At 71.2% G+C, this 26,634-nt stretch carries 26 protein-coding genes; 20 read left to right on the top strand and 6 right to left on the bottom strand.

Annotation, left to right across the window (positions count from 1 at the left end):
* Positions 1-3: 3 nt before the first annotated feature.
* Together PV766_RS13230 and PV766_RS13235 are read right to left on the bottom strand one after the other, a co-directional pair.
* Positions 4-843, bottom strand: coding sequence for a thioesterase family protein (locus PV766_RS13230; RefSeq protein ID WP_064064104.1), 840 nt, complete (start codon positions 841-843; stop codon positions 4-6).
* Entirely contained in the window at positions 840-1,715 is an 876-nt protein-coding gene (locus PV766_RS13235; protein WP_421097196.1) for a RecB family exonuclease, read from the bottom strand. Before PV766_RS13235 ends, PV766_RS13230 begins: the two co-directional genes overlap by 4 nt.
* Before the next feature lie 89 nt (positions 1,716-1,804).
* On the opposite strand from PV766_RS13235, the gene PV766_RS13240 reads away from it, so the two are divergent.
* The 7 genes from PV766_RS13240 (at position 1,805) to prcA (ending at position 8,645) form a co-directional block, all read left to right on the top strand.
* The gene (locus PV766_RS13240) at positions 1,805-2,656 is read left to right on the top strand and encodes a tRNA (adenine-N1)-methyltransferase (RefSeq protein WP_064065565.1); all 852 of its coding nucleotides are present in this window, start codon (positions 1,805-1,807) and stop codon (positions 2,654-2,656) included.
* A 224-nt stretch (positions 2,657-2,880) separates the two neighbouring features.
* Positions 2,881-4,650 (top strand): proteasome ATPase, encoded by a 1,770-nt coding sequence (gene arc / locus PV766_RS13245; protein ID WP_064065566.1) that lies wholly within the window; start codon positions 2,881-2,883, stop codon positions 4,648-4,650.
* Between the two features lie 76 nt (positions 4,651-4,726).
* Positions 4,727-5,113, top strand: a complete 387-nt coding sequence (locus tag PV766_RS13250) for a nitroreductase family deazaflavin-dependent oxidoreductase (protein WP_129976850.1) — start codon at positions 4,727-4,729, stop codon at positions 5,111-5,113.
* 57 nt (positions 5,114-5,170) lie between these two features.
* Positions 5,171-6,664, top strand: a complete 1,494-nt coding sequence (dop, locus tag PV766_RS13255) for a depupylase/deamidase Dop (RefSeq protein WP_115311458.1) — start codon at positions 5,171-5,173, stop codon at positions 6,662-6,664.
* A 165-nt stretch (positions 6,665-6,829) separates the two neighbouring features.
* Positions 6,830-7,021, top strand: a complete 192-nt coding sequence (locus tag PV766_RS13260; protein WP_006552173.1) for a ubiquitin-like protein Pup — start codon at positions 6,830-6,832, stop codon at positions 7,019-7,021.
* 89 nt (positions 7,022-7,110) lie between these two features.
* Positions 7,111-7,872, top strand: coding sequence for a proteasome subunit beta (gene prcB / locus PV766_RS13265; RefSeq protein ID WP_242496748.1), 762 nt, complete (start codon positions 7,111-7,113; stop codon positions 7,870-7,872).
* A complete protein-coding gene (gene prcA, locus PV766_RS13270) occupies positions 7,869-8,645 on the top strand; it encodes a proteasome subunit alpha (protein WP_064065515.1) in 777 nt (258 codons plus the stop codon). The genes prcB and prcA overlap by 4 nt, the downstream gene beginning before the upstream one ends.
* Here prcA and PV766_RS13275 read toward each other — a convergent pair.
* Complete coding sequence (locus tag PV766_RS13275; RefSeq protein WP_421097197.1) at positions 8,579-10,114, bottom strand: bifunctional phosphatase PAP2/diacylglycerol kinase family protein; 1,536 nt, start codon at positions 10,112-10,114, stop codon at positions 8,579-8,581. The two genes, prcA and PV766_RS13275, sit on opposite strands and share 67 nt — an antisense overlap.
* Positions 10,115-10,176: 62 nt before the next feature.
* On the opposite strand from PV766_RS13275, the gene pafA reads away from it, so the two are divergent.
* The 7 genes from pafA to PV766_RS13310 all read left to right on the top strand — a co-directional run bounded on the left by pafA (position 10,177) and on the right by PV766_RS13310 (position 18,753).
* Positions 10,177-11,535 carry a Pup--protein ligase gene (gene pafA, locus PV766_RS13280; RefSeq protein ID WP_026003483.1) on the top strand — a complete coding sequence of 453 codons (1,359 nt, stop codon included), beginning with the start codon at positions 10,177-10,179 and terminating at the stop codon, positions 11,533-11,535.
* A gap of 88 nt (positions 11,536-11,623) precedes the next feature.
* Entirely contained in the window at positions 11,624-12,619 is a 996-nt protein-coding gene (locus tag PV766_RS13285) for a helix-turn-helix transcriptional regulator (RefSeq protein ID WP_129976853.1), read from the top strand.
* The gene (locus tag PV766_RS13290) at positions 12,616-13,620 is read left to right on the top strand and encodes a helix-turn-helix transcriptional regulator (RefSeq protein ID WP_129976854.1); all 1,005 of its coding nucleotides are present in this window, start codon (positions 12,616-12,618) and stop codon (positions 13,618-13,620) included. The genes PV766_RS13285 and PV766_RS13290 overlap by 4 nt, the downstream gene beginning before the upstream one ends.
* A gap of 127 nt (positions 13,621-13,747) precedes the next feature.
* Positions 13,748-14,005 carry a Sec-independent protein translocase subunit TatA gene (gene tatA, locus PV766_RS13295; RefSeq protein WP_016935046.1) on the top strand — a complete coding sequence of 86 codons (258 nt, stop codon included), beginning with the start codon at positions 13,748-13,750 and terminating at the stop codon, positions 14,003-14,005.
* 104 nt (positions 14,006-14,109) lie between these two features.
* Positions 14,110-15,063, top strand: a complete 954-nt coding sequence (gene tatC / locus PV766_RS13300) for a twin-arginine translocase subunit TatC (protein WP_064065511.1) — start codon at positions 14,110-14,112, stop codon at positions 15,061-15,063.
* 11 nt (positions 15,064-15,074) lie between these two features.
* The gene (locus PV766_RS13305) at positions 15,075-17,816 is read left to right on the top strand and encodes a DEAD/DEAH box helicase (protein ID WP_421097220.1); all 2,742 of its coding nucleotides are present in this window, start codon (positions 15,075-15,077) and stop codon (positions 17,814-17,816) included.
* Between the two features lie 82 nt (positions 17,817-17,898).
* Positions 17,899-18,753 carry a DUF4333 domain-containing protein gene (locus tag PV766_RS13310; RefSeq protein WP_242496731.1) on the top strand — a complete coding sequence of 285 codons (855 nt, stop codon included), beginning with the start codon at positions 17,899-17,901 and terminating at the stop codon, positions 18,751-18,753.
* Between the two features lie 10 nt (positions 18,754-18,763).
* Here the strand turns inward: PV766_RS13310 and PV766_RS13315 are convergent, their stop codons facing one another.
* Entirely contained in the window at positions 18,764-19,741 is a 978-nt protein-coding gene (locus tag PV766_RS13315) for a 5'-3' exonuclease (protein ID WP_255161089.1), read from the bottom strand.
* Between the two features lie 39 nt (positions 19,742-19,780).
* Here PV766_RS13315 and PV766_RS13320 point away from each other — a divergent pair, with 39 nt between their 5' ends.
* From PV766_RS13320 to PV766_RS13335, 4 genes are all read left to right on the top strand, one after another.
* Complete coding sequence (locus PV766_RS13320) at positions 19,781-20,911, top strand: M24 family metallopeptidase (protein WP_255161090.1); 1,131 nt, start codon at positions 19,781-19,783, stop codon at positions 20,909-20,911.
* Between the two features lie 44 nt (positions 20,912-20,955).
* Entirely contained in the window at positions 20,956-21,702 is a 747-nt protein-coding gene (locus PV766_RS13325; protein WP_421097198.1) for an SDR family NAD(P)-dependent oxidoreductase, read from the top strand.
* A 518-nt stretch (positions 21,703-22,220) separates the two neighbouring features.
* Positions 22,221-22,655, top strand: a complete 435-nt coding sequence (locus PV766_RS13330) for a helix-turn-helix domain-containing protein (protein ID WP_421097199.1) — start codon at positions 22,221-22,223, stop codon at positions 22,653-22,655.
* A 1-nt stretch (position 22,656) separates the two neighbouring features.
* A complete protein-coding gene (locus PV766_RS13335) occupies positions 22,657-23,040 on the top strand; it encodes a PIN domain-containing protein (protein WP_421097200.1) in 384 nt (127 codons plus the stop codon).
* Between the two features lie 224 nt (positions 23,041-23,264).
* Here the strand turns inward: PV766_RS13335 and PV766_RS13340 are convergent, their stop codons facing one another.
* Both PV766_RS13340 and PV766_RS13345 read right to left on the bottom strand, forming a co-directional pair.
* Positions 23,265-24,728, bottom strand: a complete 1,464-nt coding sequence (locus PV766_RS13340; protein WP_421097201.1) for a dihydrolipoyl dehydrogenase family protein — start codon at positions 24,726-24,728, stop codon at positions 23,265-23,267.
* An 85-nt stretch (positions 24,729-24,813) separates the two neighbouring features.
* Positions 24,814-25,578: a precorrin-3B synthase gene (locus PV766_RS13345; RefSeq protein WP_129976863.1), complete on the bottom strand. Its 765-nt coding sequence runs from the start codon at positions 25,576-25,578 to the stop codon at positions 24,814-24,816.
* Positions 25,579-25,652: 74 nt separating this feature from the next.
* On the opposite strand from PV766_RS13345, the gene PV766_RS13350 reads away from it, so the two are divergent.
* Positions 25,653-26,069 carry a PPOX class F420-dependent oxidoreductase gene (locus tag PV766_RS13350; RefSeq protein WP_129976864.1) on the top strand — a complete coding sequence of 139 codons (417 nt, stop codon included), beginning with the start codon at positions 25,653-25,655 and terminating at the stop codon, positions 26,067-26,069.
* 5 nt (positions 26,070-26,074) lie between these two features.
* Positions 26,075-26,575: an acyltransferase gene (locus PV766_RS13355; protein WP_129976865.1), complete on the top strand. Its 501-nt coding sequence runs from the start codon at positions 26,075-26,077 to the stop codon at positions 26,573-26,575.
* The last annotated feature ends 59 nt before the right edge of the window (positions 26,576-26,634 follow it).

Consider the following 26,634-nt stretch of genomic DNA (forward strand, 5'->3'; position numbering starts at 1 on the left):
CGATCAGCGGGGCCGCACCTGCACGTTCTGGGTGATGCGGCCGAGCGCGCCGGTCTGGTCGTAGAGCAGCCCGGCGGTCATGCCGACCCCGTCGGGTCCGACGGACGTCTCCGCGGCGATCCCCACCCAGTCCTGTTCGCGGAACTCGGGGGCGCGGAACAGGTGCACGGTCAGGTCGGTGTTGAGGAAGGTGAACTCGCGGGGGTCGAGTTTGGAGCCGACGCCGTTGGCGACATCGGCGACGCTCATCAGTCGGTCGAGGCCGCTGGGGGTTTCGCCTTCGACGAGGGCGATCTCGCCGCGCACCCACGCCGACGACAGGCCCGGTGTGCCGAAGGGGACGATGATGCGCCAGTCGACGGTGTCGATGTAGCCGCCCTGCCACGACGCGTGCGGGGCGTGGGGTTCGAAGCTGCCCAGGGCCGGGAGCGGGGTCTCGGAGGTGCGGGCCACGGCCGGCAGGTCGACGGTTTCGAGGCGCCAGCCGGTGCCGCGCGCCACCGGGCGGTGGGTGCCGTCGGGGGCGGTGGCCCACAATTCGGCGACGACGAGTTCGATGCGGCGGCCGGGCCGTTCGATGCGGGTGCGGACCTCGAGGTCGGTGAGCGGGACGGGGCCGAGCAGGTCGACGGTCAGGCGGGTCAGGCGGGTGTCGGGGCGGGGCCGGTGCCGTTCGATGGCGCGGGCGAGCAGCGCCGAGGGCGGGGCGCCGTGCTGCAGGTGCGGGCCCCAGGTGCTGACGGTGCGGTCGGTGGGGCGGAACACCGCGATCTCGATGTCGTCGGCCGGGCCGGTGGGGCCGGCCGGCCGGGGGACCGGCACGTAGTAGGCGGCGTCGCTCATTCGGGATTCTCCTGCTGCTCGATGCGGTGGGGCGCACCCGACGTCGACTGCGCCGCAAGGCTGTCGAGGGGATACGGCGGTGGGGTACCGCCGAATGCCGGGCACAATGCCCGATGATCGCACCACCGGCAGCCGGGGCCGGGATTGGGGCGGAAGTCGCCGCTGCCGCGCAACTGCCGGATCGTCGTCCACATCGCCCGCACGATCCGTTCGAAGCGGCGCAGTTCGTCGGGGTCGGGCCGGTAGTGCAGCACCTGACCGTCGCCGAGATACAGCAGCCGCAGCGAGGCCGGGACGAGGCCGCGTTGCCGCCACACGATCAGCGCGTAGAACTTCAGCTGGAACAGCGCCGCCCGCTCGCCGCGCGGAGACGGGGCGCGGCCGGTCTTGTAGTCGACGACATGCACCGCGCCGGTGGCGTCGACATCGAGGCGGTCGATGATGCCGCGCAGCGGGACGTCGCCGTCGAGGGTGGTCTCCACCCGCAGTTCGCAGCCGTCGGCGACGACGGCGGTGGGGTCTTCGACGGTGAAGTAGGTGCTCAGCAGCGCGGCGGCCTCGGCGAGGAACCCCGCGTCGTCGGCGTCCACGCCCAGATCGGGGGTGGCGGCGAGGATCCGGGCCAGGGCGTCGGGCAGCAGGGTCTGCGCGGCGGTGGCGGTGCGGGCCGGTCCGTCGAGCGCGAACAGTGCTTCGAGAGCGGCGTGCACGACGGTGCCGCGCGCCTGGGCGCGGGTCGGGGGTGCGGTGAGCCGGTCGACGGCCTTGAAGCGGTAGAGCAGCGGGCAGCGGGTGAAGTCGGCGGCGCGGGAGGGGGACAGGGCGACCGGCCGCGTCGTGTCGGCGGGGGGTGTGGGCGCAGCTGTGGTCACACCTGGCAGGCTAGGACGCGGGTCCGACACGGTGCCGGACCCGCGTGCCCGTGCGCGGGTGCGGGGCTGGAACGAAGGTGGACACGGCGATGGCAGTAGGCGGACTCGGGCGCAGCGGACCCTTCCAGGTGGGGGACCGGGTGCAGTTGACCGACGCCAAGGGCCGCAAGTACACCGTGGTGCTCGAGCCGGGCAAGGAGTTCCACACCCACCGCGGCGGGATTCTGCACGACGATCTGATCGGCACCGACGAGGGTGTGGTGGTCACCTCCACCAACGGCACCCCCTATCTGGCGTTGCGGCCGCTGCTGGTGGACTACGTGATGTCGATGCCGCGCGGTGCGCAGGTGATCTACCCGAAGGACGCCGCGCAGATCGTGCAGGAGGGCGATGTCTTCCCCGGCGCGACGGTGCTCGAGGCGGGCGCCGGATCCGGGGCGCTGACCTGTTCGCTGCTGCGCGCTGTCGGGGAGGGCGGCCGGGTGATCTCCTACGAGGTGCGCGAGGACCATCTCGCCTACGCCGAGCGCAATGTCGACACGTTCTTCGGGGAGCGCCCGGCGAACTGGACGACGGTGCTCGGGGATCTGGCGGACTACGACGTGGAGAAGTACGGGCGGGTCGATCGGGTGGTGCTGGACATGCTGGCGCCCTGGGATGTGCTGGAGACGGTGAAGAAGGCGCTGGTGCCGGGTGGGGTGCTCATCGTCTATGTGGCGACGACGACGCAGCTGTCGCGGGTGGTCGAGGCGATGCGGGAGCAGACCTGCTGGACCGAGCCGCGCTCGTGGGAGTCGATGGTGCGCGGCTGGCACGTGGTGGGGCTGGCGGTGCGGCCGGAGCATCGGATGCAGGGGCACACCGCGTTTCTGGTCAGTGCCCGGCGGCTGCAGGACGGGGTGGAGACCCCGAAGCCGCAGCGTCGGCCCAGCAAGGGCTGAGCCGACGCCGACCTGCGGGACCCGGCGGGGGCGGGATCACGGGAGAGTACCTTCGAGGGGACCGGTCGACTCACGGTCTCGGGAAGCCCGACAGTGGATCGGGGGTGTGGTGCCATGGTGCGTCCCGCACGCGACACATGTTCGGAACACGACTGTTTCGTGTCCTCCCCCATGCCGGGCGATGTCCCGGTAGCGTGGAATGACCGACAGTGGAGGGAGTCGCTATGAGCTCGTCAGAGAAGCCGGATGCGGTTGCGGCGGCACGAGAGATCGATGAGTTGCGCATGGAGGTGGCGACCTTGCGTCGTCGGCTCGGCGAACCGTCCGATCAGGTACGCGACCTCGAGACCCGGCTCGAATCCCTCACGGTCCGCAACGGCAAACTGCTCGAGACCCTCAAGGATGCGCGTCAGCAGTTGATCACGCTGCGGGAGGAGGTCGACCGGCTGGCCCAGCCGCCGAGCGGCTACGGGGTGTTGCTCGAGACGTTCGACGACCAGACCGTCGACGTGTTCACCTCGGGCCGCAAGATGCGGGTCGCGGTGTCGCCGAATCTCGAACTCGACACCTTCCGGCCCGGTCAGACGGTGCGGTTGAACGAGGCGTTGACCGTTGTGGAGGTCGGTGGTTTCGAACGCGTCGGGGAGATCACCACTCTGCGGGAGGTGCTCGACGACGGTACCCGGGCGTTGGTGGTGGGGCACGCCGACGAGGAACGCATCGTGTGGCTGGCGGCGCCGCTGGCCGCGGCGGCCGCCGACGTCGAGACCGACGCCCTCGTCGACGACGAGAATTCGTTCACGCTGCGCCCCGGTGATTCGCTGCTCGTCGACAGCAAGGCCGGTTACGCCTTCGAACGGATCCCGAAGGCCGAGGTCGAGGATCTCGTGCTCGAGGAGGTCCCGGACGTCGGCTACGGCGACATCGGTGGTCTGGGCCGGCAGATCGAGCAGATCCGCGATGCGGTGGAGTTGCCGTTCCTGCACAAGGACCTGTTCCGCGAGTACTCGCTGCGCCCACCGAAGGGTGTGCTGCTGTACGGCCCGCCCGGTTGCGGTAAGACCCTGATCGCGAAGGCCGTCGCGAATTCGCTGGCGAAGAAGATCGCCGAGGCCCGCGGCGACGATTCGAAGGAAGCGAAGTCGTTCTTCCTGAACATCAAGGGCCCGGAACTGTTGAACAAGTTCGTCGGTGAGACCGAGCGACACATCCGGTTGATCTTCCAGCGGGCCCGGGAGAAGGCGTCCGAGGGCACCCCGGTGATCGTGTTCTTCGACGAGATGGACTCGATCTTCCGTACCCGCGGGTCGGGGGTGTCCTCCGATGTGGAGACCACGGTGGTGCCGCAGCTGCTCGCCGAGATCGACGGTGTCGAAGGGCTCGAGAACGTCATCGTCATCGGCGCGTCGAACCGGGAGGACATGATCGACCCGGCGATCCTGCGGCCCGGCCGCCTCGACGTGAAGATCAAGATCGAACGTCCGGACGCGGAGGCCGCCCAGGACATCTTCTCGAAGTACCTGACCGAGAGCCTGCCGGTGCACGCCGACGATCTCGCCGAGTTCGGTGGCGACCGGGTCGCGTGCGTGCGGACGATGATCGAACGGGTCGTCGAGCGGATGTACGCCGAGTCCGAGGACAACCGTTTCCTCGAGGTGACCTACGCCAACGGCGACAAGGAGGTCCTGTACTTCAAGGACTTCAACTCGGGCGCGATGATCCAGAACATCGTCGACCGGGCGAAGAAGTACGCGATCAAGTCGGTGCTCGAGACCGGGGCGCCCGGTCTGCGGGTGCAGCATCTGCTCGATTCGATCGTCGACGAGTTCGCCGAGAACGAGGACCTGCCCAACACCACGAATCCGGACGACTGGGCCCGGATCTCGGGGAAGAAGGGCGAGCGGATCGTGTACATCCGCACCCTGGTCACCGGCAAGAACGCCAGCGCGAGCCGCGCGATCGACACCGAATCGAACACCGGCCAGTACCTGTAGGACTCGACCGCGGCGGCGGTGCCTTCCCCGATCCGGAAGGCCCGGCCGCCGCGCTCTTCCGGGGGGAGGACCGGTCATGCCGCTGCCGCGCACAATGGCCCGGTTCAACAAGGTGGTCACCAACCGGGTCACCACCCCGTTCGCGCAGTTGCTGCCCGGCACCGCGGTGGTCGAGCATCGCGGTCGCCGCTCGGGCCGGATCTTCCGCACCCCGGTGCTGCTGTTCGGCGTCGGGGACGATCTGCGGATCGCGTTGACCTACGGCGCCGACACCGACTGGGTGCGCAACGTGCGCGCCGCCGGGAGCGCGGTGGTGCACACCCGGGGTGAGGCGGTACCGGTGACCGCGCCGCGGCTCGGCAACGATCCGCAGGCGAGCTGGGCGCCGCTGCCGGTGCGGATGGCGCTGCGGGCGATCGGGGCGTCCGGCTATCTGGACTGCACCCCGCGGCGGGCCCCCTGATCGGGGCGGCGGGGTGGTCCACGACCAGGACCGCCCGGATCGCCTAGGCTCGACGGCATGCAGCGGATCATCGGTATCGAGGTCGAGTACGGGATCTCCTCACCCAACGAGCCATCGGCGAACCCGATCCTGACCTCCACGCAGGCGGTGCTGGCCTATGCGGCGGCCGAAGGGGTGCCGCGCGCCCGCCGCACCCGCTGGGACTACGAGGTCGAATCGCCGTTGCGTGACGCGCGGGGCTTCGATCTGGGCCGGTTCAACGGCCCGGCCCCGGTCATCGACGCCGACGAGGTCGGCGCCGCGAACATGATCCTCACCAACGGGGCGCGGTTGTACGTCGACCACGCCCACCCGGAGTACTCCGCACCGGAGGTCGCCGACCCGTTGGACGCGGTGATCTGGGACAAGGCCGGTGAGCGGGTGATGGAGGCCGCGGCGCGGCACGCGTCGAGTGTGCCCGGCGCGCCGCGGCTGCAGCTGTACAAGAACAATGTCGACGGCAAGGGCGCCTCCTACGGCACCCACGAGAACTATCTGATGGACCGCGACACCCCGTTCTCCGCGGTGGTGGCGGGCCTGACGCCGTTCTTCGTCTCCCGGCAGGTGATCACCGGCTCGGGGCGGGTGGGGATCGGGCAGTCCGGCGACGAGCCGGGTTTCCAGTTGTCGCAGCGCGCTGACTACATCGAGGTCGAGGTCGGTCTGGAGACCACCCTCAAGCGCGGCATCATCAACACCCGCGACGAGCCGCATGCCGACGCCGACAAGTACCGGCGGCTGCATGTGATCATCGGTGACGCGAACCTGGCGGAGATGTCCACCTACCTCAAGGTCGGCACCACGGCGCTGGTGCTCGACCTGATCGAGGCGGGCATCGACCTGTCGGATCTGCAGCTGGCCCGCCCGGTCACCGCGGTGCATCACATCAGTCACGATCCGTCGCTGCGCAAGACCGTCGCGCTCGCCGACGGCCGGGAGCTGACGGGCCTGGCGTTGCAGCGGATCTACCACGAGCGGGTCGCGAAGTTCCACGACGGCACCGAGGACAAGCGGATCCTCGACATCCTCGACAAGTGGGCGATGGTGCTCGACCTGCTCGAACGCGACCCGATGGAATGCGCGGACCTGCTGGACTGGCCGGCGAAACTGCGGCTGCTCGAGGGTTTCCGCAACCGGGAGGGCTTGTCCTGGTCGGCGCCGCGCCTGCACATGGTGGACCTGCAGTATTCGGATGTGCGCCTGGACAAGGGCCTGTACAACCGCCTGGTGGCCCGCGGGTCGATGCAGCGGCTGGTGTCCGAACAGCAGGTGCTCGACGCGGTGCGCACCCCGCCGTCGGACACCCGGGCCTACTTCCGCGGCGAGTGCCTGCGCCGCTTCGGGGCCGATATCGCGGCGGCGAGCTGGGATTCGGTGATCTTCGATCTGGGTCGCGAGTCGCTGGTGCGCATCCCGACGCTCGAGCCGTTGCGGGGCAGCCGCGCGCATGTCGGGGAGTTGCTCGAGACGGCGCAGTCGGCGGCCGAACTGGTCGATCAGCTCACCCACTGACGGTCGTCCCGGGGTGTGGTGGTGGCCCGATCGTGTGCCGCGAGTACGCGTGTCGCCACCGGCGGACCGTTTCGCTGGGTAGGGTAGGAGTTCGAAGCAGCGGTGACCACACCGATCGTCGACCGGTGACGGTTCCGCGCCGAGTACAGGAGGAGGTCGGCGGCGATGGCACAGGAGCAGACCACACGCGGTGGTGGCGGAGACGACGACGAGGTCGTCGGTGACGGCGGTGCCGGTCAGGAGCGTCGCGAGAAGCTCGCCTCGGACACCGACGATCTTCTCGACGAGATCGACGACGTGCTCGAGGAGAACGCGGAGGACTTCGTGCGGGCATATGTGCAGAAAGGTGGCCAGTGACAGCCGAACGGTCCTCTCTTCCCTTCCGCGAGGTGCAGCCGAGGCTGCACCTCGCGTCGCCCTTGTCGTCGTTCTCCGACCATCTGCGCATGCACGCCCCGGAGATGCTGCCGGAGAACCGGTTCCGGTTCGAACGGGGTGACCACGTGGACCTCGCCCCGCACGGCACCACCATCGTGGCGCTGACCTTCGACGGGGGTGTGCTGCTCGCCGGCGACCGGCGCGCGACGATGGGCAACCTGATCGCCTCCCGCGATGTCGACAAGGTGTTCATCACCGACAACTATTCGGCGGCCGGCATCGCCGGCACCGCGGGCCTGGCGATCGAACTGGTGCGGCTGTTCGCCGTCGAACTCGAGCACTACGAGAAGATCGAGGGCGTGCCGCTGACCTTCGACGGCAAGGCCAATCGGCTGTCGTCGATGGTGCGCGGCAATCTCGGTGCGGCCATGCAGGGTCTGGCCGTGGTGCCGCTGCTGGTCGGTGTCGACCTCGACGCTCCCGACGCGCACCGCGCCGGGCGGATCGTGTCGTACGACGTGGTCGGTGGCCGCTACGAGGAACGCGCCGGCTATCACGCGGTCGGCTCGGGTTCGTTGTTCGCCCGGTCGTCGCTGAAGAAGCTCTACCGCGCCGACGCCGACGAGCAGAGCGCGCTGCGCACCGCCGTCGAGGCGCTGTACGACGCGGCCGACGACGACACCGCCACCGGGGGCCCCGACACCACCCGCGGAATCTACCCGACGGCGGTGGTGATCACCGCGGCGGGGGCCGTGGCGGTCGCGGAGGAAACCCTGTCCGAGCTGGCCCGCAGCATCGTGGCCGACCGCACCGCAGGAGATGCCCGGTGACACTTCCGTACTATGCGTCCGCCGAGCAGATCATGCGCGATCGTTCGGAGCTGGCCCGCAAGGGCATCGCCCGGGGTCGCTCGGTGATCGCGTTGACCTACGCCGACGGGGTGTTGCTGGTGGCGGAGAACCCGTCGAAGGCGCTGCACAAGATCAGCGAACTGTACGACCGGGTCGGTTTCGCCGCCGTCGGCAAGTACAACGAGTTCGAGAATCTGCGTCGTGCCGGGATCATGCACGCCGACATGCGCGGCTATTCCTACGATCGGCGGGACGTGACCGGGCGGGCGTTGGCGAATGCCTACGCGCAGACCCTGGGCACGATCTTCACCGAGCAGCCGAAGCCCTACGAGGTGGAGATCTGCGTCGCCGAGGTCGGTCGCGCCGGCACCGAGGACGGCCCGCAGCTGTACCGCATCACCTACGACGGGTCGATCGTCGACGAACCGCAGTTCGTGGTGATGGGTGGTAACACCGAGCCGATCGTCACCGCGCTGCGCTCGTCCTACAAGGCCGGTCTGCCGCTCGACGAGGCGGTCGCCGTGGCGGTCACCGCGTTGCAGCAGCCGGCCACCGCCGATGCGGCGCCGCGGCTGCTCGGCCGCGGCGAACTCGAGGTCGCGGTGCTCGAGAAGCAGCGTCCGCGCCGCGCGTTCCGCCGCATCGCGGGGGCGGCGCTCGATGCGCTGCTGCCCACCGGTTCGGCTCAGCCGGCGGCGTCGGAGACACCGGGATCCGAGCCGGCTCCCGAGGCCGGCACCGACGCGGGCTGATCCACCGCGAGCCGATAGACCGTCAACGCCGACGGCACCACCTCGAAGTCGAATCCGGTGCCGTCGGCGGGGACCTCCCCGTCGGTGGCCAACGCCACCGGATCCCCGATCACCTGCACCGCCAGGGCCGGGCTGTGCCGATGCCGATACATCGGGGAGGCGCCGAGGGTGCCGGTCGCGGCGGCGGCGAGCAGCCGGAGCCGCGAGAACCGGCGTTCGGCCGGCAGGTACCGCACATCCAGGGTGCCCGGATCCAGATGCGACCGGGACATCGGCACCTGATCGCCCGGGGTGTAGCGGCCGTTGCCGACGAACAGCAACCACACCGCCCGCCCGGTGCCGTCGATCCGCACCGGCATCGGGCTCGCCGTGCGCAGCACCGCCAGCATCGCCAGGCCCGCCGCCGGCCACTTGCCGATCCGCGGTTCCCAGTGCTGCCGTAACCGCACCGCGTCCGGATAGCCGCCGAGGCTGGCGGTGTTGACGAACCGCCGCACCGTGCGACCGGCCGGTCCGGTCACCGTCACCTGTCCGAGTCCCACCGCGACGGCCTGCCCACCGGTGATCGCCCGTACCGTCTCGTCCAGGTCGCTCACCCCGAGATCGTGCGCGAAGTGGTTGAGGGTGCCGCCGGGGAAGACCGCCACCGGCAACCGGGCGTCGACGGCCGCGTCGAGCACCGCCGCGACGGTGCCGTCGCCGCCGCACACCCCCAACGCCGTCGGCCGGTGCTCGGCCAGCAGCCGCGCCAGTTCGTCCTGCGGGTCGTGGTCGGCGTCGAGGTCGACGCGATGCACCCCGGGCAGGGCGGCGGTGACGACCGCGGCGATCTCCTCGGCGGTGCCGGCATCGCGGTTGACGATCAGCAGCATCCCTTCCCCACCGGGCAGCGCGGGCGCGGCGACCGCGACCTGCACGGCGGCCGGTTCGCGGCTGCGCACCGCCCACCAGCGGCGGGTGGACCACGCCACGCCCGCCCCGACCGCGGCGCCGATGACGACGTCGCCGGGCCAGTGCACCCCGGTGTGCACCCGGGAATAGGCCACCGCCGCGGCCAGCGGTGCCAGGACCGCCCCGGCCACAGGGGATTCGAGGGCGGTCCCGGTCACGAACGCCGCCGCCGAGGCGGAGTGCCCGGACGGGAACGACGACGAGCGGGGGATCGGCACGCTGCGGCGCAGGAACTTCGGGTCGGTGCGCGCCGGGGGGCGGCGCCGCGGCAACAGCGGTTTGAGCAGCCCGTTGGTCAGGGCGCTGGCCCCGGCCACGGACAGCAGGCCGCGCACCGCGCCGCGCCGCGCGTGTCCCCCGGCGGCCGCGCACACCGCGGCGCACGCCATCCACAGCACACTGTGGTTGGCGGCGCGCCCGAGATCACGCAACAGCGGGTCGGCGGGGGACGGGCGCAGCGCCCCGGAACGGTCGAACAGGGCCCGGTCGGCGGTGCGGTAGTGCTCGCGAAGAATCACACCTCGAACCGTAGATGTCGTTGCCACCCATGGGGGTCGGGTTTGCGCGGTACTGTCGAAGTGTGCAGCGACGAATCATGGGTATCGAGACGGAGTTCGGCGTCACGTGTACCTTCCACGGGCATCGCCGGTTGAGCCCCGACGAGGTGGCCCGCTATCTGTTCCGCCGGGTGGTGTCCTGGGGGCGCAGTTCGAACGTCTTCCTGCGGAACGGGGCGCGACTGTATCTCGATGTCGGCTCGCACCCCGAGTACGCCACCGCCGAGTGCGACGACCTGCTCCAGCTCGTCGAACACGATCATGCCGGTGAGCGGGTCCTCGAGGAACTGCTCATCGACGCCGAGCAGCGTCTGGCCGAAGAGGGCATCGGCGGCGACATCTTCCTGTTCAAGAACAACACCGACTCGGCGGGCAACTCCTACGGCTGCCACGAGAATTATCTCGTCGCCCGCGTCGGCGAGTTCTCCCGCATCTCCGATGTGCTGCTGCCGTTCCTGGTGACCCGGCAGCTGATCTGCGGCGCCGGGAAGGTGCTGCAGACCCCGAAGGCCGCGACCTTCTGCCTGTCGCAGCGCGCCGAGCACATCTGGGAGGGTGTCTCGTCGGCGACCACCCGGTCGCGGCCGATCATCAACACCCGCGACGAACCGCACGCCGACGCCGAGAAGTACCGGCGGCTGCATGTGATCGTGGGGGATTCGAACATGTCCGAGACCACCACCATGCTCAAGGTGGGGTCGGCGGCGCTGGTGCTCGAGATGATCGAGGCCGGGGTGCCGTTCCGGGACTTCGCGCTCGACAACCCGATCCGCGCGATCCGCGAGGTCTCCCACGATCTGACCGGTCGGCGCCCGGTGCGCCTGGCCGGGGGCCGGCAGGCCAGCGCCCTGGACATCCAGCGTGAATATCATGCGCGGGCGGTGGAGTATCTGCACCAGCGCGAACCCGATCCGCATGTCGCGCAGGTGGTGGACCTGTGGGGCCGTGTCCTCGACGCCGTCGAGTCGCAGGACTTCGCGAAGGTCGACACCGAGATCGACTGGGTGATCAAGCGCAAGCTGTTCCAGCGCTATCAGGACCGTTACAGCATGGAACTGTCGGATCCGAAGATCGCCCAGCTCGACCTGGCGTATCACGACATCAAACGCGGCCGCGGCGTGTTCGACCTGCTGCAACGCAAGGGGTTGGCGGCGCGGGCGACCGACGACGAGTCCGTCGATGCGGCGGTGGACACCCCGCCGCAGACCACCCGGGCGAAGCTGCGCGGTGATTTCATCGCCGCCGCGCAGGCCGCCGGCCGCGATTTCACCGTCGACTGGGTGCATCTGAAGCTCAACGATCAGGCGCAGCGCACCGTGTTGTGCAAGGACCCCTTCCGGTCGGTGGACGAACGCGTCGAACGGCTCATCGCCTCCATGTGAGCACCGGTGCCCATCGGATCGGACCGTGCGGTCCGATCCGATGGGCGGTGATGCGGTGCCGGCGGCGCGCGGGCACTAGGGTTGGCCCGTGGCGATCTCGAAAGTCGAACGGCTGGTGAATCTGGTCATCGCGCTGCTGTCCACCCGACAGTTCGTGACCGCGGAGAAGATCCGGGCCTCGGTGGCCGGCTACTCCGAATGCGCGAGCGACGAGGCGTTCAGCCGCATGTTCGAGCGGGACAAGAACGAACTGCGCGATCTCGGGGTGCCGCTCGAGACCGGCCGGCCGTCGCGGTCGTCGACGGTGGAGGGCTACCGCATCAACCGCGACGCCTACGAGCTGCCGGAGATCGATCTGACGCGGGAGGAGACCGCCGCCGTGGCCGTCGCCGCTGCGCTGTGGGAATCGCCGGAGCTGACCGCCGCCGCGCAGGGCGCGGTGTTCAAGCTGCGGGCCGCCGGGATCCGTGTCGACACCGACGGCGGGGAGGTGGTGGCGCCGCTGCCGCCGCGCGCCCGCGGCTCCGAGCCGGCGCTGACGGCGCTGCTCGCCGCGATCGACGCGGGGCGGGCGGTGCGCTTCACCCACCGCAGTTCCCCCACCGAGCCGTGGTCGACGCGCACCGTCGAACCGTGGGGTGTGGTCACCGTGCACGGCCGCTGGTATCTCGTCGGCCACGACCGTGACCGCGATGCGGTGCGCACCTTCCGCCTGTCCCGCATCGGCGACGAGGTCACCGCCATCGGCCCGGAGGGGGCGGTGCAGATCCCGGAGGGGGTGGATCTGCGGGCCCGGGTGCTGGCGGCGACCTCCCCGGCGGAGGTGACCGGTTCGGCTCGGCTGTGGGTGGCGGACGGACGCGCCTGGGAGTTGCGCCGGCTCGGACGGCCCGGCGCGGCGCGGGCGGTCGGCGACCGGGACGGGGCGGAACTCGAGGTGCCGGTGCGCTCGTGGGAGTGGATCGCGCGGATCGTCGCCGGGCAGGGCGCCGACGCGTTGGTGCTCGACCCGCCGGAGTTGCGGGCCGAGGTGCAGCGCATCCTCGAGCGGGCGGCAACGGATGCGGGGGAGGAGGGTCGATGAGCACACGACTGTCGGCGCGGCTGGGACGACTGCTCAATCTGGTGCCGTATTTCCTGGCGCACCCGGGGATCAGCGCGGCGGAGGCGGCCCGCGATCTGGGGGTGACCCCGAAGCAGGTGATGGACGACCTGAACCAGCTGTGGGTGTGCGGGCTGCCCGGCTACGGCCCCGGCGACCTGATCGACCTGTCGTTCTCCGAGGACAGCATCGTGGTGACCTTCACCGCCGGTATCGACCGGCCGCTGCGGTTGACCTCCACCGAGGCCACCGCGCTGCTCGTGGCGTTGCGGTCGCTGCAGGAGATGCCGGGGGTGGTCGATCCGTCGGCGGCGCAGGCGGCGATCGCGAAGATCGAGGCGGCGGCCGGGACCGCCGCCACCCCCGCCGACATCGTCGCCGATCCGGAGCCGGGGACGGCCGGGGATTCCGATGCGGCCGGGCAGGTGCGGGCCGCGGTGCGGGACGGCCGTGCCGTGCATGTGACCTATTATTCGGCGTCCCGCGACACCGTCTCCGAACGGGACGTCGACCCGATCCGCATCGTGATCATCGACGAGCACGCCTATCTGCAGGCCTGGTGCCGCAGCGCGGAGGGGGTGCGACTGTTCCGTGTCGACCGCATCGACGCCGCCACCGTGCTGGACGAGCCGGCCCGGCCCCCGCACCGGGCGATCACCGACGACGAGCACCTCGAACTGTTCGAGGGCGACCCGTCGCTGCCCGCCGCCCGGTTGCGCATCGCCCCGGCCTACACGTGGCTGCTCGACTACTACCCGCTCACCGAGGTGCAGGTGCGCTCCGACGGCAGCTGTGAGGCGTCGATGCGGTATGCCTCGCCGGCGTGGATGGCGCGGTTGCTCGTCGGGCTCGGCGCCGGCGTGCGGGTGCTCGACCCGCCACCGTTGCGGGCGGCGGTGCGGGCGCGGGCCGAGTCGGCGCTGGCGGCCTACGCCGATCTCGACCGGGAGGACGCGGCCCGCGGCACGGGCCCGTCCTCGTGACGCCGGGGTGGGGGAACATCTCTGTGAATCCTCCGCAAATTGTGGGTGGATACACCTGCTCGGGCCCTCGGGGTGTGCTCGAGGTCCGGTAGCATCGATCGGAGCCGATCAGTGGAGGTTGTTGTAAATGGGTGCAATGAGCCCCTGGCACTGGGCCATCGTGGCGCTGGTGGTCGTGATTCTCTTCGGTTCGAAGAAGTTGCCCGACGCCGCACGCGGTCTCGGTCGTTCGCTCCGGATCTTCAAGAGCGAGGTCAAGGAGATGCAGAACGACGATGCCCGGGCGGCCACGCCGCAGCAGCCGGCGCCGAATCCGTTGCCGGCCGCGCAGCCGACGACCGATCCCGCCGCGCCGCACACGCACACCGAACCGCGGTCTGCCTGACCGACGTTCATCCTGCCGGGGCGCCCACCGCGGGTGTCCCGGCGTTCCGCTGACCCCGGCACGCCGTAGCGCCGGTGGTCTCGACAGGAGCTGAGAACCGCACCGTGCGCATCCCGTTCGATCCGCGCCGAAGCCGGCGCAAGACCAACCCCGACGGCACCATGTCGCTGGTCGAGCACCTCTACGAATTGCGCACGCGTCTGCTGATCGCTCTCGCCGCGGTCGTGCTCACCACCATCCTCGGATTCGTCTGGTACAGCCGCAGCCTGTTCGGCCTCGACAGTCTCGGGGAGATCCTGCGCGGCCCCTACTGCGACCTGCCGGCCTCGGCCCGCGCCGATCTGAGCAGCGACGGCTCGTGCCGGCTGCTCGCCACCGGCCCGTTCGAACAGTTCATGCTGCGCCTGAAGGTCGCCGCCACCGCCGGCATCGTGATGGCGTGCCCGGTGTGGCTGTACCAGCTGTGGGCGTTCGTCACCCCCGGCCTGTACCGCAAGGAACGCCGCTACGCGATCGGCTTCGTCACCTGCGGGGCGGCGCTGTTCGTCACCGGCGCGGTGCTGGCCTATCTGGTGATCTCCCACGCGTTGTCGTTCCTGCTGTCCGTCGGCAACGACGTGCAGGTCACCGCGCTGTCGGGCGCCGAATACTTCGGGTTCCTCCTCAATCTGCTGGTGATCTTCGGGGTGTCCTTCGAGATCCCGCTGGTGATCGTCGCGCTCAACGGGGTGGGGGTGCTGTCCTACGAGAAACTCGCGGCGTGGCGGCGGGGGCTGATCATGGCGGTGTTCGTCTTCGCCGCCATCGCCACCCCCGGCCAGGATCCGTTCTCGATGCTGGCGTTGGCGTTGGCGCTGACGCTGCTCGTGGAGTTCGCCATCCAGATCGCCCGGGTGACCGACCGGCGTCGCGCCCGCAAGGCCCGATCCGAGGGCTGGGCCGATCTCGACGACGACGAGGGCTCGACGATCGCCGCGCCGAGCCCGGTGGAGCCGGCAGCGCCCACCGACACCGTCCGGACCGACCCGGCCCGCACCGACTACTCCGACACCCTGTGATCGGCGACCTCGTGCCCGGTGCGGGCGGTGACGACGCTTCGGGCGCCGCTCCGCTCGCCGTCACCCCGCAGCTCGCGGACTTCGCCGCGGAACTCGGGTTCCCCCTCGACCCGTTCCAGATCGAGGCGTGCCGCGCCCTCGAGGGCGGCCATTCGGTGCTGGTGTGCGCCCCCACCGGCGCCGGCAAGACCGTCGTCGGCGAGTTCGCGGTGTACCTGGCGCTGCAGGCCGGCTCCAAGTGCTTCTACACCACCCCGATCAAGGCGTTGAGCAACCAGAAGTACGCCGACCTGTGTGCCCGGCACGGCCGCCACTCGGTCGGTCTGCTCACCGGCGACCAATCCGTCAATTCCGATGCGCCGGTGGTGGTGATGACCACCGAGGTGCTGCGCAACATGATCTACGCGTCGTCCACCGCCCTGATCGGGCTCACCCACGTGGTGATGGACGAGGTGCATTTCCTCGCCGACCGGTTCCGCGGCGCGGTGTGGGAAGAGGTGATCCTGCACCTGCCGGAGGACGTGCGGCTGGCGTCGCTGTCCGCGACGGTGTCCAACGCCGAGGAGTTCGGCGACTGGATGACCACGGTGCGCGGCGACACCACCGTCGTCGTCGACGAGGTGCGGCCCATCCCGCTGCACCAGCACATGATGCTCGGCTCCCGCATCTACGACCTGTTCGACCGCCGCGCCGACACCGAGACCGCCCCGACCCGGCGGCGCCGCGACATCGTCGTCAACCCCGAACTGGCGTCGGCGGTGCGGCAACGGCAGAGCCTGTCCGGGATGGACCGCTGGGGCGAACGCGGCCCCCGCTTCCGGCCGCCGCCGCGCCCGGAGGTCATCGCCCGCCTCGACCGCGACGGTCTGCTGCCCGCCATCACCTTCGTGTTCAGCCGCGCCGGCTGCGACGCCGCGGTGCAGCAGTGCCTGCGCTCGGGGTTGCATCTGACCGACGAGACCGAAGCCGCCGAGATCCGCCGGATCGTCGACGAACACACCCGGGACCTGCCGCGCGGCGACCTCGAGGTGCTCGGCTACGCGTCGTGGCGCACCGCCCTCGAACGCGGCATCGCCGCCCACCACGCGGGGATGCTGCCGGCCTTCCGGCACACCGTCGAGGAACTGTTCGTGCGTGGGCTGGTGCGGGCGGTGTTCGCCACCGAAACCCTCGCGCTGGGCATCAACATGCCGGCGCGCACCGTGGTGCTCGAAAAACTCGTCAAGTTCAACGGCGACACCCACGCCGAACTGACCCCCGGCGAGTACACGCAGCTGACCGGCCGCGCCGGGCGTCGCGGCATCGACGTCGAAGGCCACGCGGTGGTGCTGTGGCAACCGGGCGTCGAGCCGGCCGCGGTCGCCGGGCTCGCCTCCACCCGCACCTTCCCGCTGCGCAGCTCGTTCCGCCCGTCCTACAACATGGCGGTCAACCTCATCGACGCCGTCGGCGTGGACCGGTCGCGGGCGCTGCTCGAGATGTCCTTCGCCCAGTTCCAGGCCGACAAGTCGGTGGTCGGGCTCAAACGCGGCATCGACCGCAACGAGACCACCCTGGCGCAGCTGCGCGACCAGCTCGGCGGTGAGGACAGCGAGATCCTCGACTATCTGCGGATGCGCGCCGAACTGACCGACGCCGAACGCGCCCACGAGCGGCGCGGAAAGCAGGATCGGCGGACCGCGGCGGTGGCGTCGCTGGTGCCTCTGCGCCGCGGCGACATCATCGCGGTACCCGCCGGCAAACACACCGGGCTGGCGGTGGTGGTTCTGCCGGACACCGACGCCGGCGATCCGCGGCCGCAGGTGGTCACCGCCGACGGCTGGTCCGGTCGCCTCTCGGCCGGGGATTTCCCGACGCCGGCGACGGTGCTGGGCTCGTTGCGGCTGCCGCGGCACGTCGATCACCGCACCGGCCGCGGGCGCCGCGACATCGCGTCGGCGCTGCGATCGAAGGGCCTGGTGCCGCCGCGCCGTCCCAAGCGCAGCAAGGCCAAGGGCGACACCCGCGAGATCGACGCGTTGCGCCGCGAGCTCAAGCACCATCCGGCTCGCAAGCATCCCGATCTCGATGCGCTCGCGCGTGTCGGGGAGCGCTACCACCGGTTGCTGCGCGAGACGCAGCAGCAGCGTCGCAAGGCCGCCGCGGCGACGGATTCGCTGGCGCGCACCTTCGAGAAGATCGTCGCGCTGCTCACCGAACGTGGCTATCTCACCGAGGGTGCCGATCCGGCGACCACCGAGGCGGGGGAGCGGCTCGCCCGCATCTACACCGAGTCGGATCTGCTGGTCGCCGAATGCGTGCGCCGCCGCGCCTGGGCGGGACTGTCCGCCGCCGAGCTGGCGGCGGTCGCCTCGGCGGTGATCTACGAGTCGCGCACCGACGAGCCGGTCACCGTCGTCGGACCCACGGGGCCGATCCGGCACGCGCTGGCCGAGACCACCCGGATCTGCGACGGGTTGCGGGCCGACGAGATCCGGCACCGGCTGCCCCCCACCCGGGAACCGGATCTGGGATTCGTCACCGCCGCCTACACGTGGGCGTCCACCGCGTCGCTGACCGAGGCGCTCGTCGCCGCGGAGGCGGCCGGCAAGGAACTCTCGCCCGGGGATTTCGTGCGGTGGTGCCGGCAGCTGATCGATCTGCTCGACCAGATCCGCACCTGCGCGGACGATCCGGAGCTCGCCCGCACCGCGGGCAAGGCGGTCGGGGCGGTGCGCCGCGGTGTCGTCGCCGTCGATCCCACCGCCGAGTAGCTCGCCCGGCGGGCGTGGATGCTCGGGCGGCGGGTGGACGCTACCGTATGGGCACACAACGGAAGGGTGAGTGGAGACGACGATGACCGGGCCGAACGAACCGCAGGACTCGCCGGGGCAGAGGCCACCGGAATCGACGGATCCGTGGGCACCGAACCCGACGTCCGGGGGCGGTGAGCAGCCCGGGTCGCCGTGGGCGCCGCCCGCCGGCCGACAGCAGTGGGGGCAGGGCAGCGGCGCCGGGTGGGGGCAGGCGCCCGGCGGGCAGTCGCCGTGGCAACCCGATGCCGGAGCCGGTGCGGGCGGGACTGCCCCGCAGCCCGGGTGGGCGCCACCCACCGGGCAGCAGACTCCCGGGCACCAGAACCCGTGGGGTGCCCCGGCCGGGGCGCCGCAGCAGGGTTGGGGTCCGGCCCCGCAACAACCCACCCCCGGCTGGGATCGACAGGCGCCGGGCCAGCAGGCACCGGGGTGGGGGCAGCAGCCGGGAGCACGACCATGGGGAGCACCCGGTCAACCGGTGCAGCCCGCACCCGGCTGGGGTGGGCAGCAGCCCGGCGGCGCGCAGCCCTGGGGTGCGCCGGCGAACGCCTGGCAGCAGCCCGGCGGCGCACCCCCGCCGAACGGGAAGTCGAAGCTGCCGTGGATCCTCGGCGGCGTCGGGCTCGTGGTGGTGCTCGCCATCGTCGGGATCCTCGCCGCCACCATGTTCGGCGGCAAGGTCCTCGACACCGAATCCACCCAGGCCGGCATCGCGAAGGTGCTCACCGAGTCGTACGGGGCCGGGCAGGTCGGCGACGTGCAGTGCCCGAGCGATCAGAAGGTCGAGGCCGGGCACAGCTTCACCTGCGCGGTCACCGTGGACGGCCAGTTCCGGGAGGTCACCGTCACCGTCACCGACGACAACGGCACCTACGAGGTCGGCCGCCCCAACTGACCGAGACCGGTCAGCGGTCGGCCAGCGCCGCGACCAGCGCGGACACCGGCCGCTCCAGACCCCACCGCTGCGCCAGCGCGGTGAGCTGCTCCGGATCGGCCGGTGCCGCCGGCAACACGTCCGAGCGGGACAGGTCCACGTCGGCGTCGGTGGCCACCCGCACCACCGGCAGCGCCGCATCCAGATAGTCGGCGGCCGCGGCGAGTTTCACCCGCATGCCCTTCGCCAGCGACGTCGACTCGTCGAGTGCCGCGGCCCGCACCGCCTCGAGCGAGCCGTACTGTTGCAGCAGCGACGCGGCGGTCTTCTCGCCGACCCCCTTGACGCCGGGCAACCCGTCCGAGGGGTCGCCGCGCAGCGCCGCGAGTTCGGCGTAGGCGGCGCCGGCCCGCTCGGCGGGCACCCCGTAGCGTTCGGCGACCAGCGCCGGATCGAACAGTTCGGCCTTGGCCAGGCCGCGCCCGGCGTAGAGCACCCGCACCGGCACCGGGCTGTCGGTGACCACCTGCAGCAGGTCGCGGTCGCCGCTGACCACGATCACCCGGTCGGTGGTTTCGCGGGCGGCGAGGGTGCCGAGCACGTCGTCGGCCTCGAATCCGGCCGCCCCGCCGGTGGCGATGCCGGCGGCGGCGAGCACCTCGAGGATCACCGGCACCTGCGGCAGCAGCGCCGGCGGGACCTCCTCGACGGTGCCGTCGGACCCGGCAGCGACCCGGTGCGCCTTGTAGCTCGGGATCGCCGCGACCCGGAAGGCCGGGCGCCAGTCCAGATCCAGGCACACCACCAGCCGGGTGGGGCGGTGGGTGCGGATCAGCGAGGCCACCATGTCCACGAAGCCGCGCACCGCGTTGACCGGGCTGCCGTCGGGGGCGGTGACCTTCTCCGGGATGGCGTGGAAGGCCCGGAACCACAGGCTCGCGCCGTCGAGCAGCATCAACGTGGGGTCCGGTGCGGGCGTGGGGTTCTCCGGTGCGGTCACGGACCACATCCTGCCAGCCATCCGGCTGCGGCCACTAGGCTCGGATGCATGACCACTGCCGCCACCCGATTCCCCGCCGACCGTTACGCGGCCCGCCTGGCCCGCGCCGCCGAACTCGGTGCCGCCGCCGGTTTCGACGCGCTGCTCATCACCCCCGGACCGGACCTGCGGTATCTCACCGGTTCGCGCGCCGAGTCGTTCGAACGCCTGACCTGCCTGGTGATCCCCACCGACGGCTCCGGCGCCACCGTGGTGGTGCCGCGCCTGGAACTGGCGTCGCTGCACGACTCCGCCATCGGGGAGCTGGAGCTGCCGGTGCGGGACTGGGTGGACGGTCAGGACCCCTACGCGCTGGTGCGCGAACTCGTCGCGGCCGCCGGGGGGTTCGCGGTGGCCGAGGCGATGCCGGCGCTGCATCTGGTGCCGCTGACCGCCCGGTTCGGCACCACGCCGGCGCTCGCGACGTCGGTGATCCGGCAGCTGCGGATGGTCAAGGACGCCGACGAGGTCGAGGCGTTGCGCCGCGCCGGTGCCGCCATCGACCGGGTGCACGCCCGCATGGGTGAATGGTTGCGTGCCGGGCGCACCGAAGCCGAGGTGGCCGCGGACATCACCGCGGCGATCGTCGAGGAGGGGCATACCGCGGCGGCGTTCGTCATCGTCGGTTCCGGCCCGCACGGCGCCGACCCGCACCACGAGGTGTCCGACCGGGTCATCGACTCCGGCGACATCGTCGTCGTCGACATCGGTGGTCCCGTCGAACCGGGCTACTACTCGGATTCGACCCGCACCTACAGCATCGGCGAGCCCGCCCCGGAGATCGCGACGAAGATCGCGGTGCTCGAGAAGGCGCAGCAGACCGCCGTCGACGCGGTGCGTCCCGGGGTGCGGGCCGAGGACGTCGACGCCGCCGCCCGAAACCTGCTCGCCGCCGCCGGCTACGGGGAGGTGTTCGTGCACCGCACCGGGCACGGCATCGGCCTGTCGGTGCACGAGGAGCCGTACATCGTCTCCGGCAACGACGACATCCTGCAGCCCGGCATGGCGTTCAGCATCGAGCCGGGCATCTACTTCCGCGGCGAGTGGGGTGCGCGGATCGAGGACATCGTCGTCGTCACCGAGGACGGCTGCGAGTCGATGAATCTGCGCCCGCACGGATTGACGGTGCTGCCGGGCTGAGACCCGCCACCGCGCCCCGCAGGGCGACCCGGGACACTGGCCGCATGAACCACACCGCGCAGGGAACCGTCGTCATCTTCGGGGGTCGCAGCGAGATCGGCGTCGAGGTCGCCACCCGGCTCGCCCCGGGCCGCACCGTGATCCTGGCCGCGCGTCGCGCCGACGACCTGGCCGACGAGTGCGCCGCCGTGCGGGCGGCGGGCGCGACGGCGGTGCAGACGGTCGAGTTCGACGCCGACGCCCTCGACACCCATCCGGCGGTGCTCGACCGCATCGCCGCCTTCGGACCGATCGATGTGGCGGTGCTGGCCTTCGGCATCCTCGGCGAGCAGGCCCGCGCGGAAACCGATGCGGCCCATGCCGTGTCGATCGTGCACACCGACTATCTGGCGCAGGTCGCGTTGCTCACCGAACTGGCGCAGCGGCTGCGCGCCCGGGGCTCGGGGCGGCTGGTGGTGTTCTCCTCCGTCGCCGGATGGCGGGTGCGTCGCGCCAACTACGTCTACGGCTCCGCGAAGGCCGGCCTCGACGGCTTCGCGTCCGGTCTGGCGGATGCCCTGCACGGCAGCGGGGTGTCGCTGCTGCTGGTGCGCCCCGGTTTCGTGATCGGCCGGATGACGGAGGGGATGAGCCCGGCACCGCTGTCGAGCACGCCACCGCAGGTCGCGGAGGCGACGGTGCGGGCGCTGCACCGCGGGCGCGGGGAGGTGTGGGTGCCGGCGGTGCTGCGGCCGGTGTTTTTCGGGATGCGACTGTTGCCGCGCGCGATCTGGCGGCGGATGCCGCGATGACACCTGCCGTAACTCGCCACGGCGCCGTCGGACAAGGACGGCTCCGTGCCCAGCAGTAGCGTAGAGAGCTCGGGACATGAAATGAGTGGCTCGAAGACGAGTTCGATGAACTGTGGCCGACCCGGGGCTTGATCCCGGAATGTAGGTCATGCCCGACTGATCGCGATTCGGAGTCGACCGAGTCGCCTTCGCGCAGACGGGCTGTTGTCGATTGCCGGGCGGTACAGCCCTTGTCGGCACAGATCCGGTCGTCGGGGACCCGGGCCCGAGCGTTGCGCTGGTAGATCTTGGCCCGCGGCGCTGCATCGAGCCGGGCCCGATCAGGATTCCATCCATGAGGCGACCGAAGTGCTGGTCGGATCAGCTGTACGAGACCGACATGCAGGACGGTCGGACGGCCGTCTACCCCAGGACATGGTCGAGTGCCTACTTCCGCCGCGACAAACTCACGGTTCGAAACCGACCGATTTTGCGTTTGTTTCGTTTGCTGCCTATATTTCATTCGGAGGAGGTGGGCGATGTCCGCGATCGAACGTCCCAGTGCCATGGAGCAGGAGCAGGCACGACAGGCACTGAACGCTCTGCGGGACGTCAAACCCGGTCCCGACACGGTCGACGTCACCGTCGCGGGGACAACCGAGTCCGTGCATCTGCCGAGCGCGGCCCTGGAACTGATCAAAGACGTCTTGGCCAACATGGCTGCCGGCCAGGGAGTGACTGTCGTTCCCGCCCATGCCGAGCTGACTACCCAACAGGCAGCCGAGCTGCTCAACGTCTCGCGCCCGCACGTGATCAAACTCCTCGACCGAGGTCTCATCCGCTACCGGCTCGTGGGCCGGCACCGCCGGCTCCTGGCATCGTCACTTCTCGAGTACCGGCGTACCCAGCAGCGGGATGCGCGCGGGGCGGCGGACGAGCTGGCCGCGCTGTCCGAGGACCTCGGACTCTACTGACGTGACCTTCATCGTCCTCTACGACGCGAACGTGCTGTACCCGAATGTGCTGCGGGACGTCCTTATCCGCCTGGCCCAGACCGGTTTGGTGCATGCACGGTGGAGCGAGCGGATTCTCGACGAGACGTTCCGCAATCTCGCTGCCGACCGACCGGACATCCCCACCGACACCCTGGCCAGGCTGCGGGAGCTGATGAACCGAGCGGTGCCGGACTGTGTGGTCACCGGGTACGAGGTGCTCATTCCGGCGTTGAGGCTGCCCGATGAGGACGACCGGCATGTGCTTGCCGCGGCGTGGCGCAACCCGCCCGGTACACCGGCCGACGTATGCGACCGCCTCGCCGCAGCGGGCCTACCGATCTCCGCCGCAGCGTTGCGCCGCTGAAGATCACGATGCACGCCCGCGACCGTGTTGTTCCGAGACCACCTTGTGAACACCCTGAACTGGTGCGTTGATCCACTGCGGAGGGCGAACCGAGGTTCTGAGACGGCACGGCGGTGCAACGCATCCTGGTGGACCGGGTCGGTCTCGAGGACGAACCTGCACGCTTTGCCGTCGGCTACGGCCCCCACACCCGGCGAGGTGCTCGATCGACCCAACCTGCCCGCTCAGCTGCGGCGGGATTCGAGCAGCCGCAGCCAGATTTCGCTGATGGTGGGGTAGGACGGCACCGCATGCCACAGGATGTCCAGCGACACCTGCCCGACCAGGGCGATGGTGGCGGCGTGGACGAGTTCGGCGACCTCCTGGCCGACGAAGGTCGCGCCGACGAGCGTGTCGGTGGCCCGGTCGACGACGAGCGCGGCGTGCCCGGCGTAGTCGTCGCGGGCCAGCGCGGCGCCGGCGACATCGAGGTCGGCCTCGAGGACCTCGACGTCGAATCCGTCGGCGCGGGCCTGGTCGGCGGTGCGGCCGACCGCGGCGATCTCCGGGACGGTGAAGATCACCTGCGGGATCTGCCCGTGGTCGGCGCTCGCCCGGAACCGGGGTCCGTCGGTGGGGCGGTTCTCGGCGCGGGCGGCGATGACGTCCCCGCACACCCGCGCCTGGTATTTGCCCATGTGGGTCAGCGCGGCGCGACCGGCGATGTCCCCGACCGCGTAGAGCCACTGCCCGCCCACCCCGTCGACGGTCAGATCGTCGGCGACGCTCACCTTCCCGTCGGACAGACCCACAGTGTCGAGACCGAGCCCGTCGAGGGTGGGCCGGCGGCCGGCGGCGACGACGATCTCGTCGACCTCGACGGTGCTGGCGTCGGACAGTTCGACGGTGGCGGGGCCGCCGTGGATGCGGCCGACGCCGGTGTCCTTGACGTCGGAGCGCTGCACCGAGCGGATCTCGGTGCGGTACCGCACATTCAGGCCCTTGTGGGCCATGCGGTCGGCGACGCGTTCGGCGGCGAACGGCTCGACGCGCGGCAGCAGCCGGTCGCCGCGCACCGCGACGGTGAGTTCCTCGGCGCCGAGTTGCCGCAGCCAAGTGGCGGTTTCACAGGCAACGACCCCGCCGCCGACGACCAGCACCCGGCGGGGGACCTCGAGCAGGTTCGTCGCGTCCCGGGAGGTCCACGGCAGCGCATCGCGCAGGCCGGGCAGGTCCGGGATCGACGGGACGGTGCCGGTGGCGAGGACGACGGCGTGCCGGGCCTGCAGGCGCCGCTCCCCGTCGGCACCGGAGACGGTGACGGTGCGTTCGCCGTCGAGGCGGCCGTGGCCGCGCACGACGGCGATGCCGGCGCTCTCCGCCCAGTGCACTTGCGAGCTGTCGTCGCGATGGTGGGTGAAGCTGTCGCGGCGGGCCAGCACGGCCGGTACCTCGACGCCGTGGGCGCTGATCTTGTCGGCGACGCCGGGCATGTTGCGGGCGGTGGCGAGCACCTGGGTGGGGCGCAGCAGCGCTTTGCTGGGCATGCACGCCCAGTAGGAGCATTCACCGCCGACGAGTTCGTGTTCGACGAGCACCGCGGTGCGGTCGCTGCCGGCGATGGCGTACCGGGCGGCGTTCTCCCCGGCCGGGCCGGCGCCGAGCACGATCACGTCGTAGGTGTCGGTTTCCCCCGTCGCACCGGTCATGGCTTCACGGTAGGTGGGGATGCGGCCGCTGCGCGGGGGTTCGGTGGCACCGGTCCGGTTCGCGAAGTCCGCCGTGCGGGGCTGGTCAGCGCAGGTGCGGGGAGTCGGCGTCGAACACCAATCCCATGGGGGCGAGCACCCGCACCACCTGCTCGGCGGTCCACTCGTCCAGATCGCACAGCAGCACCGACCGCCACGGGGTGACGATCACCGGACGGTCGACGGCGGCAAGGAACTCCGCGAGACGGGCGGGGAGGATCCCACCGGGCAGGCCGCCGGCGAGGGTGACGGCCCCGTCGGGCTGGTCGAGCCAGCCGATCGGTGGCCGCGGCCCCGCCGGGACCGGCTCCGGATCACCGGTGGGGCCGGTCGGTGGGCCGAGCAGCGCGTCGGCGGCGTCGGCGGGGTCGACGCGCACCCCGGTGTCGGCGCCGTCGCGGATCACCGCGAACCGGCCGTCGGGGCGGGCGAGGACCGCGACGGTGGGGGCGAGGGCGACGATGTCGCCGGTGCCGTCGTCGAGCCCGACCACCGTGCCGGCCGGCACCGGCTGCTCGACGACCCGTGCCCCCACGGTGGCGGTGAGCTCGCGCAGGTCGCGGTGCCCGCCGATACGGCCGCTGAGCGGGGAGACGAGAAGCCGTGCGCGGGTGGGCACGTCGACGGTCAGACCGGCGGAAGCGAGAGCTGCGGCGATGGCGGCAGGGTCGCCGCGCACCTGCAGCTGGGCGTGGGCGGTCAGATGCAGTTCGCCGCCGCCGTGGGTGTGGGCGAGCTCGGCGAGCACCTGTATCTGCGGAGAGGTCAGGTGCCCGGCGGGCAGGTGCACGTCCACAGCGGTATCGGCCATGCCCGCCAGGGTAGAACGCGCCGGACGCGGGACGCGCGGTGCCGGTGGACCGTGCGGTTTGTAGGGTGGGATCCATGCCCGATTCGACGACCCCGACATTCGCGGACCTCGCCGCCGCCACGTTCGTGCTGCTGACGACCTACCGCAAGGACGGCAGCGCCGTGGGCACCCCGGTGTGGGCGGCGCCCGACGGGAACCGGCTGCTGGTGTGGACGGTCGCCGACGCCTACAAGGTGCGGCGACTGCGCCGCGATCCGCGGGTGTCCCTGGCGATCTGCGACGCGCGCGGCAACCCGAAGTCGGCGGCCGTACCCGGCACCGGGGAGGTGCTCGACGCCGACGGCTCGGCGCACGCCCGGTCGGTGATCGCCCGCAAGTACGGGCTGCTCGGCCGGATCATCGTCGGCGCGAGCGTGGTGCGTCGTGGCCGCACCGGCACCGTCGGGTTGGCGTGTGCGCTCGATCCCGCCGACGACACGGCAGGCCGGTAGACGTCGTGGCGCGCTCTCACACCTACCGGTCCCAGGCGATCGCGGTGGCGCTCGCGAGCAACCCGCTGATCTCCGGTTCGAGTCGCTGGAAGTGGTTGCGCCGCGCCGGTGTCGACGCCGCACCGCCGAGCCTGATCCACACCGGCGTGGTGGTGCAGGGCCTCGGCCGGCTCACCCTCGGCGCGGGCTCGTTCGTCAACCACGGCTGCTATTTCGACACGGTCGCCGACATCACCCTCGGGCAGCGGGTGTTCCTCGGCGACCACGTGCGGGTGCTCACCAGCAGCCACCGCATGGGCACCGCCGAACAGCGCGCGTCGACGCTGACGGGGGAGCCGGTGACCATCGGCGACGGCGCGTGGATCGGCTCCGGTGCGGTGATCATGCCGGGCGTGAGCATCGGCACCGGTGTGGTGATCGGCGCGAACTCGCTGGTGACGAAGGACTGTGCCCCACACACGCTGCATCTGGGCAGCCCCGCCCGGCACGTCCGCGACTTGGACTGACCCCGCACCGGCAGCCCCGCCCGGGTCGTCCGATCCCGTAGGGTCCGTGGTGATCTCGG

Source organism: Rhodococcus sp. As11 (genome assembly GCF_048957735.1).
GTDB classification, from domain to species: Bacteria; Actinomycetota; Actinomycetes; order Mycobacteriales; family Mycobacteriaceae; genus Rhodococcus; species Rhodococcus gordoniae.

What these genes read in the sequence shown, in the direction of transcription:
- PV766_RS13250 (WP_129976850.1), top strand. Translation starts at nt 4,727, where the DNA reads ATGCCGCTGCCGCGCACAATGGCCCGGTTCAACAAGGTGGTCACCAAC.
- prcB (WP_242496748.1), top strand. Translation starts at nt 7,111, where the DNA reads ATGCACGCCCCGGAGATGCTGCCGGAGAACCGGTTCCGGTTCGAACGG.
- PV766_RS13230 (WP_064064104.1), bottom strand. Translation starts at nt 843, where the DNA reads ATGAGCGACGCCGCCTACTACGTGCCGGTCCCCCGGCCGGCCGGCCCC.
- PV766_RS13240 (WP_064065565.1), top strand. Translation starts at nt 1,805, where the DNA reads ATGGCAGTAGGCGGACTCGGGCGCAGCGGACCCTTCCAGGTGGGGGAC.
- dop (WP_115311458.1), top strand. Translation starts at nt 5,171, where the DNA reads ATGCAGCGGATCATCGGTATCGAGGTCGAGTACGGGATCTCCTCACCC.
- PV766_RS13310 (WP_242496731.1), top strand. Translation starts at nt 17,899, where the DNA reads ATGACCGGGCCGAACGAACCGCAGGACTCGCCGGGGCAGAGGCCACCG.
- PV766_RS13325 (WP_421097198.1), top strand. Translation starts at nt 20,956, where the DNA reads ATGAACCACACCGCGCAGGGAACCGTCGTCATCTTCGGGGGTCGCAGC.
- PV766_RS13315 (WP_255161089.1), bottom strand. Translation starts at nt 19,741, where the DNA reads ATGTGGTCCGTGACCGCACCGGAGAACCCCACGCCCGCACCGGACCCC.
- tatA (WP_016935046.1), top strand. Translation starts at nt 13,748, where the DNA reads ATGGGTGCAATGAGCCCCTGGCACTGGGCCATCGTGGCGCTGGTGGTC.
- PV766_RS13260 (WP_006552173.1), top strand. Translation starts at nt 6,830, where the DNA reads ATGGCACAGGAGCAGACCACACGCGGTGGTGGCGGAGACGACGACGAG.
- PV766_RS13350 (WP_129976864.1), top strand. Translation starts at nt 25,653, where the DNA reads ATGCCCGATTCGACGACCCCGACATTCGCGGACCTCGCCGCCGCCACG.
- PV766_RS13330 (WP_421097199.1), top strand. Translation starts at nt 22,221, where the DNA reads ATGTCCGCGATCGAACGTCCCAGTGCCATGGAGCAGGAGCAGGCACGA.
- arc (WP_064065566.1), top strand. Translation starts at nt 2,881, where the DNA reads ATGAGCTCGTCAGAGAAGCCGGATGCGGTTGCGGCGGCACGAGAGATC.
- PV766_RS13320 (WP_255161090.1), top strand. Translation starts at nt 19,781, where the DNA reads ATGACCACTGCCGCCACCCGATTCCCCGCCGACCGTTACGCGGCCCGC.
- PV766_RS13345 (WP_129976863.1), bottom strand. Translation starts at nt 25,578, where the DNA reads ATGGCCGATACCGCTGTGGACGTGCACCTGCCCGCCGGGCACCTGACC.
- PV766_RS13340 (WP_421097201.1), bottom strand. Translation starts at nt 24,728, where the DNA reads ATGACCGGTGCGACGGGGGAAACCGACACCTACGACGTGATCGTGCTC.
- PV766_RS13290 (WP_129976854.1), top strand. Translation starts at nt 12,616, where the DNA reads ATGAGCACACGACTGTCGGCGCGGCTGGGACGACTGCTCAATCTGGTG.